The organism is Sulfitobacter sp. IGS-18, assembly GCF_059628195.1.
This window is the reverse complement of sequence record NZ_JCAQIH010000007.1, coordinates 1-7,354: the sequence shown is the minus strand read 5'-3', so window position 1 is coordinate 7,354 and position 7,354 is coordinate 1. Positions and strand designations below refer to the sequence as shown.

General features: G+C 61.3%; 4 protein-coding genes and 3 pseudogenes. 3 read left to right on the top strand and 4 right to left on the bottom strand.

What is annotated here, in order from left to right; genetic code table 11:
* Nucleotides 1-54: 54 nt before the first annotated feature.
* From ACWNZ3_RS23070 to ACWNZ3_RS23060, 3 genes are read right to left on the bottom strand one after another with little or no spacing between them, the layout of a single operon-like run.
* Nucleotides 55-846, bottom strand: a complete 792-nt coding sequence (locus tag ACWNZ3_RS23070; protein ID WP_007803196.1) for a TniQ family protein — start codon at nt 844-846, stop codon at nt 55-57.
* On the bottom strand, nt 843-1,766 hold the full coding sequence (locus ACWNZ3_RS23065) for a TniB family NTP-binding protein (protein WP_235872058.1): 924 nt from the start codon (nt 1,764-1,766) through the stop codon (nt 843-845). The genes ACWNZ3_RS23070 and ACWNZ3_RS23065 overlap by 4 nt, the downstream gene beginning before the upstream one ends.
* Complete coding sequence (locus tag ACWNZ3_RS23060; RefSeq protein WP_024099411.1) at nt 1,726-3,360, bottom strand: TnsB C-terminal domain-containing protein; 1,635 nt, start codon at nt 3,358-3,360, stop codon at nt 1,726-1,728. Before ACWNZ3_RS23060 ends, ACWNZ3_RS23065 begins: the two co-directional genes overlap by 41 nt.
* A gap of 145 nt (nt 3,361-3,505) precedes the next feature.
* Between ACWNZ3_RS23060 and ACWNZ3_RS23055 the strand changes: the two are divergent.
* The 3 genes and pseudogenes from ACWNZ3_RS23055 to ACWNZ3_RS23045 form a co-directional block, all read left to right on the top strand.
* Nucleotides 3,506-3,670, top strand: a pseudogene (locus ACWNZ3_RS23055) (IS110 family transposase); the annotation flags it as partial.
* A 390-nt stretch (nt 3,671-4,060) separates the two neighbouring features.
* Nucleotides 4,061-4,914: pseudogene (locus ACWNZ3_RS23050) on the top strand (IS5 family transposase).
* Nucleotides 4,915-5,063: 149 nt separating this feature from the next.
* Nucleotides 5,064-6,503, top strand: a complete 1,440-nt coding sequence (locus ACWNZ3_RS23045) for a hypothetical protein (protein ID WP_024099412.1) — start codon at nt 5,064-5,066, stop codon at nt 6,501-6,503.
* A 346-nt stretch (nt 6,504-6,849) separates the two neighbouring features.
* Here the strand turns inward: ACWNZ3_RS23045 and ACWNZ3_RS23040 are convergent.
* Nucleotides 6,850-7,353 (bottom strand): annotated as a pseudogene (locus ACWNZ3_RS23040) (IS110 family RNA-guided transposase); the annotation flags it as partial.
* Between the last annotated feature and the right edge of the window lies 1 nt (nt 7,354).

Below are 7,354 nucleotides of genomic sequence, written 5' to 3'. Positions count from 1 at the left end.
TGTCGCGTTGCCCTTAAATCTGAGACACGACGCGTTCGGGGATATTTTTTGCCCTTAATTATGAGATTCCACTGCCATCGCGCCTATGCTTTTCGCGCGCTGCCGGGCGATGTAATCGACCGCGGCAAGCAGACGTGGCTCCTTATCGAAGGCGCGCAATAGAGCAACCCTTGCATAGTCGTCGATGCCGGAGCTTGAGATGGCCGCTTTGACCAGTGGACGGGATTGGGCTGCATCAATTGCAGCAAGGCAAAACAGCCTTACTTCCAGCCTGTGGCCCTGAAGAGCGTATAACGGATCTCCGCGGAAGGCCTTTAATGATATGGCAAAGGTGACCGCGCGCATTGCGCGCCGAAATTGCTTGGAGCTGCGTAATCGCGCGGCGTATTCAAGCCGCGCGGCGCCGTTGCGCGCACGATTTATCAGCTTTTCGGGCATCTGTTCGCCACTGGCCTTGCCGAGCGTCGGCACAAGTCTCGTCCCACAAACCTGGCAGTCGAATGCCCAGGCTCGCCTCCAATGCTTGAGCGAAAGGCCCTCTCTGGAACATTGCAGGCAATGCTGGAATGGTATCTGGGCCGTCAGCGAGGCTTCTCGTGTCGTCATTGCTGGGAAGGTCAAAGATCGCACAACATCTGGGTCAATCCGTGCGGCGTTGGCAATCTTCGCCGCCGCAGCCGCGTCGACGTTGAAGTTCAAGGCGGTGCCATGCGCGGTATCGATTCTGAGATGAGCCAGTAGTTCCGCATCATCACAGTAGTTGGCCGCCGCCAGCCTAGACAACCAACCTGACAACAACTCGTCGGGCAGCGGCGCGACAGTCTTGGGCAGCGGGTGCGGCTTCACACCCCGGACTTCTCGAGCCGCCGATGGGGGTTCGCATGGCGCGACCAAACCGGCGTCCATTTTGCGATTGCGTCATCGGTGATGCATTCATCACCTGTGACAATGGCGTCGATGGAAAGATCCTTGATCAGGGCGAAGATGCGCGAGGTCACCCCGCCGGTCAGCGCAAGTATCTGCTTTAGTGACTTGACCTTCAGATTGGATTTCTTCTCGAGGGGCATTGCCGCGATGAGTGTCTGGATCATGTCCGAGAACTCGGCGTCGTCGCGCCAGTTTGGAAGGTGATGTTCGTCCAGCCGCCTGGCAAGCTGGATATCACCACGGATGGCATCGACGGCCTCGCTGACCCCCAGGCAGACCAGCGACACTTCGAGTTCATTGCTGAGATACCGCAGAACATTGAGAAAGCGGCGCTGTTCGCGGTGGGTCCCGGCCAAGAGGTTGTGGACTTCGTCGATCATGATCATCCGCAGGCCAAGGTCGCGCAAGAGCGCGACGACACGGACTTCGAGGGAGGCCACATTTTGAGCGCGCGCGCTCAGTGCCGTGGCCGGTGCCCCGACGGTCGCCAGGATGTGCAGATAGAACCGTCGTTCGTCGGGAGCTGGTGGTGCTTGTAACAGTAACAGCGGCGTTCGCGTAATTCCCGATGCTGGGTCATATTCCGGTGCATATCTGCGCGAAAGATTGCGGGCGATCATCGTCTTTCCGATCCCGGACGCGCCATGCACAAGAAGGCCAGGCATACGGGTTTGCCTTGGCGCTTCGATCATACACTGCAAACGGTCCAGAACTTGTTCGGCCCGCGGAAAGCCAATCCAGATATCCGATTGAATGAGGGTGATCCGACCGTCTTCCTCTGTTTTTCCTGCCCTCAATTCACCATCTCTCCACCTTGAACAATGGGCGCGATGTATCACCCGTATCGATCGCGCGCAGCCCTTCGGTTGTTGAGACGGCCGAGTTGGCGCCCTCCAATGTCCCTTTTCTTTCACGGGATCGGCGTTCGGCCCTCGTCAGGCTCCGGCTTTCAGACTCGATTTGGCGTTGCTGTCGGATCAGCTCAGCCAGGACCAGCTCATTGGACCCGGACTTGCCAAGGGCACGGGCATTCCTCATGGCTTCGCGATATTCCCAGAGCGACACAGGCGGAATTTCCAGGTTTCGGTACCGAGCTTCGACGTATCGGTCATTATCCAGTTCGACCCAGATCACCGAGAGGTCGCGAGGGTCGTAGCGGACGACCACCTTTCCATCCCCGCGCCCGATGTGGCCTGCAAGCGCATCGGACCAGTACCGTATCTGGAACAGATGGATGCCGTCACGCCTGACCTTGCGCAGTTCACTTGGCAGAAAGCTCACCCGAAAGGCTTCAATCTCGAAGGGGATATCGCCCATCATTTGCTCTGAGAGCGCCTCCCATTTGGCAACGGGCGTGCAGCCAAGACTTGAATGAATGCTGTTGTTGTAGCGGCAGATTTCCAGAGCAAACCAGCGATCGAAGTCGCTTAAGGTCATCGTGGCCATGCCCTCGGCGTCATAGTCGCCCTTGGCCACGACCGAGGATTGCGTTGTTCCAGGCAACAGGTGCACGGCCCCCATCATCGTGCCGATCAATCGTTCGATGTGCCCTCCGAAATGAGGACTGCCTGGCGGCCGATAGACCAGATCGATCCCCCATTCTGCACATGCCGACCGAAAGGCATGCGACCGGAAATCGCGCCCGTTATCGACGTGGATGCTATGCGGTTTACCCTGCGCGGGCCAAGGAACATTGCGCACCAATTCCGCCAGAAGTTCCGCCTTGGGGGCCACAGCCTGTGTCAGGCAAAGCGCCACCGACAGACGCGAAGGTGCCTCGAGAGAGGTGTAATATCCGGTCACCATCCGCGTTGCGACGTCGATCGCCAGCGTGACCCAAGGCCGCCCAATTGGTTTGCGTTCAAAACTGTCGACGAGAATGATGTCCGCAGGCGTATGGTCGATTTGCACGACCTCCAGTGGCCGGTTTGCCTTGTTGTCGCCTACGACCGGCGCAAATTTCTGGCGGGCCGCCTTTGCGCCTTCGCGTGCCTTGGCAATTTCACGGGCATCCATTGCATCCAGCCTGCGCTGAACCGTCCGACGTGTCGGCGGTTGCAAGCCCTGCTGCCAGCACGCGCTTCGGATTTCTGTCACGATGCGCGACAGGCTTGGGCGTTCCCGCCGTAAGAAATAACGGCGAAGATGTTCTTCGATCACCGCTTCCACCTTGCCGGATATCAAGGTTGTACCAGTCGGGCGGCCCCGTTTCCGAGAAGCCAGCGCGCTGGTGCGCCCACCCTCTTCGGCCAGACGCTTTATCCAGCGCCAGACAGTCGCCCTGCTGACACCAAGCTCCCAAACGGCGTCATTGATGCCACTTTCCAGACTGCCAGTTCCTTTGAGATATGCCTGAACAAGCGGACGCAGAACGGCCGCCCTGCGCGCCTCCTCAGCACCAGCGGCAACGAAGTCTTCGCGATCATCATCCATCAATATTTGCCACACGAAGCTGCGAACCCTGTCTCAGGTTTAAGGGCAAAAATATCGGATTTAAAGGCAAAATATCATATTTAAGGGCAAAGCAAGGCCGTTGATTTCGTTGGATTTCTCATCTCACAATTAAGGGCTACGCGACAGGCATGTTCATGCCGCTGCCCGGCCGGGCACATGGCTTGGCGAGATGCTGACGCGCAAGCCGCCGATGCTGGTGCGGGTCGCGCTGGCGAACAAAATGGCGCGGATCGTCTGGGCGCTGATGGCCCGAGGCGGCGCCTACCAGTCTCCGACCGCTGCGGCGTAAGCCGTCACTGGTCGCGAGGACGTCGGAGCGGAAGAGGGCAAGGAGACGTTTGGCGCACGGTCGTGAGACGGGATCGGGAGAACCAGAGCGCAACAGAGTGCCATCGAGCACGCGGCTTTGATCTGGACCCGACCTGCGAACACCATACGGGCCCGCGGCGTGATGATGGCCGCAACAGAGGCCGGATACATGTCAGCACCCGACACCGCGCGAAACTGATCCAGAAACCCTCTTGCGCAAGGGGCGGTTATACATGTTGCGCAAATGCTGTGAAGGTTTCACCTTGCGAATCCAGTCTGTTAGTCAGGCTGCATGAGCAGACCCATACCCCCGACCTACAAGACCAGGAACTGGCCAGCCTACAATGAAGCAGTCAAGCGCCGGGGCTCGCTGACGATCTGGTTTGACCCCGAGATGAGCTGGGATGCCGCGCCGACAGGCAGGCGTGGCCGCCAGCAGACCTACAGCGATGCCGCTATCCAGACGTGCCTCTCGATGAAAGTGCTGTTCGGCATGGCGCTCCGGCAGACGACCGGGTTCGTCGAGAGCCTGCTACGGCTGGTCGGCCTGAACTGGACGGTGCCCGACTTCAGCACGCTATCTCGCCGCCAGAAGACCTTGGCCGTGAACATCCCCTACCGCGGCTCCAAGGGGCCGTTGCACCTGCTGATCGACAGCACCGGGATCAAGGTCGAAGGTGAAGGCGAGTGGCACGCACGCAAGCATGGCGGCCCGAAACGGCGCGTCTGGCGCAAGCTCCACCTTGGGATCGATGAAGAAACGTTGGAGATCCGGGCCGTCGAAGTCACCGGGAGCCACATCGGTGATGCGCCCATCCTACCCACCTTCTCGACCAAATCCCGCAGGACCAGGAAATCGGTAGCGTTACGGCTGATGGCGCCTACGACACGCGCAAATGCCACGATGCGATTGCAGATCGCGGTGCCCATGCCGTCATCCCGCCCCGCAAGAACGCGAAGCCCTGGAAGACGATCACCGCCGGAGCCGTGGCGCGAAATGAGGCCCTGCGCGCGGCGAAATACCTGGGCCGCGCGCTCTGGCGACGATGGAGTGGATACCACCGCCGAAGCCGCGTCGAGACAAAGATGCATTGTATCAAGTTGCTGGGCCAGCGGCTCATGGCACGGGACTTCGATCGACAGGTCGCCGAACTCCAGGTCCGCATCGCCGTCCTGAACGGCTACACCGCGCTCGGAATACCCGTCACGGAAGCTGTGGGATAAGTCCGTCCGGGGAAAGGGGAACCTCGGCCTTAAGCCGATTTGTGCATCAGAGCCCTTGACACTAATAATTAGCTATCTATGTTTTTCCCGGCGATGGTTCCCCGGAAGAGGAGCCGGATTTCATCGCTGCATCAAACTGGAGGAAATTCATGTCACGGACAGCCAATTTGGCCGGCCCGCGTTCGCGGACCGGAATGGTGGTGCTTTGCCTCGCTCTGACCGCGGGCTTCGCCCCGCTCGCGTCGGCGCAGGAGCAGCCCGCCTTCAACGAACATGCGGGAACCCTGCCGGACGGGACGGCATGGCTGATCCGCGTGCCCGAGAACTGGAATGGTCGACTACTCAGGGATCTGGATTTCGCCAGCAACGTTTCGGTCGCGTCAGCGGTCCAGCGGTATGACGACCTGCTCGGTCGTGGCTATGCCTTCGCCGGGCTCGCCCGGCACCCGCTGCGCCTGTGGCAATACGATCCGCAGCGTGAAATCCTGAATCTACAAGCTGTTCAGGACATTTTCACGGACCTGGAGCGCGCTCCTGACATGGTGCTGCAATACGGCTGTTCTGGCGGAGGGCTCGACAGCCTCGCTTCGGCCGAGGATTACCCGGACAGGATCGACGGTGCCGCCGTGCTTGCCGCCCATACGCCGGTCTGGATCATGAGCAGTTTCCTGGATGGCTGGTTCGCCATGCAGACCCTGCTGGGCGAAAGCTATGAGGCCGCTGGGCACGGTCCGGCCAGCGATCTCGCCATCGTCGGCCTGCCCAATGCCGGAGCGGGTGGCGAGCGCAGCCTTGACGCGATCCGTGCGTCCTGGATGGCCGCCATCGAAACGGCGGGCGAAAGCCCGGAGGGCCGCGCGCGGCTGGCGCTTGCCTTCGCCATCGGACAGTGGTCGCCGTGGATGGTCGAGGGGACCGAACTACCCGACACCGCGGATGCCGGCGCCATGGCCGACATGATCGTGGCCTCGGCGCTGCGCATCGGCGGTAATGTTGGCGGGTCCTCGCGGCTTCTGTTCGAAAACGCCGCATCGGGGCAGCAACTTTCCGGGAACGAGGGGGTCGACTATGCCGCCTTCTACCAGAATGCCGCACCCGCGATGGCGCGGACGGTTGAGGCGCTCTACGAACAGGCCGGTTTGGACCTTCAGGCCGACATTGCCAGGATCGACGCCGCCCCCCGCATCGCGGCCTCGGATTATGCGCGCGATTTCTGGGCCGCAGACGGGCGCACGACGACCGGCGATCTGCAGGTTCCGGCGATCCGCATCCACATGCTGGGCGACTGGGCCATTCCCTACACGCTGATGGAAGGCTACGGCGCGCTGGTGCAGGAGCAGGGTACCGGCGATCTGTATCGGCAGTCGCTGGTCCAGGGCACGGGCCATTGCGAGTTCACGGCTGCCGAAAGCACGGCCATCGTCGAGACCCTGGTCGAACGGATCGAAACGGGCGCCTGGCCCGAGACATCGCCCGAGGCGCTGAACGCCGCAGCCGAGGCGCTGGAAACCGGGAGCGCCCCCCGGTTCATCGAACACGGTGATTGGCGCGTGGCAGCCTATAACCGGCCCTGGGTTCCGGCAGAATGAGCCGATGGGGAACTGGCGCTGCGCCGGTTCCCCCACAGGTCCGGTGGCGCAAGTCATTGGTGGACCGTCGCCAACGCGCAGTGGGCATCTCTGGCGAGGGCAAGTGTTCCCATGTCTGGACGACCCCTGCTGCGCAAGCTGGGAATTGACGCGCCTATGCCGAAAGCAGTCATGTCTACGGCCTTTGTGGTGCGGTCTAGCCGCTGGCCCAGATGAAGTCCGCGGATCGGGTCCCAATCAAAATTGCGCGCTTTCTGCGCCTTGACCCCCTGGGGTGTCCCGATCCCCGGTTCGACCGGTTTGTCATCTCTTCTCAGCTTCACGCATTCCGTCAGCGGTTCCGCGCTCAGGAGACAGGGGCCGCGTAGATCTCGTTGCGGCGCAGGAGCGCCCAAGCGATCCGGGCAGTCTTGTTGGCGAGCGCGACCGCAACGACTTTCGGTCGCTTGCGTGCTTTAAGCCCAAGCATCCAAGCCTTGCCGGCATCGCCCTGCCTTGCAAAGCGAAGCACCGCAGTCGCGCCGGAAACGAGCAGTCGCCGGATATATCCATCACCCTGCTTGCTGATCCCGGTCTGTCGATCCTTGCCACTGCTTGAGTTCGCCCGTGGCGTCAGGCCTAGCCAGGCCGCGAACTGTCGTGCCGAGCGGAACAGGCTCGGATCCGGAACATTTGCAGCAATTGCGCTGGCGGTGATCGGTCCGATACCGGGAATGGTCGCCAGTCGCCGGCTCGTCTCGTGCGTCCGGTGCCACTCGAGGATCCGTTTCTCCAGGGCCTCAGCCTGATCGGCAATCGCCTCCGCTTGGCAGATCAACGCATGGATGGCAGCCGCAGCATGGTCAGGCAAC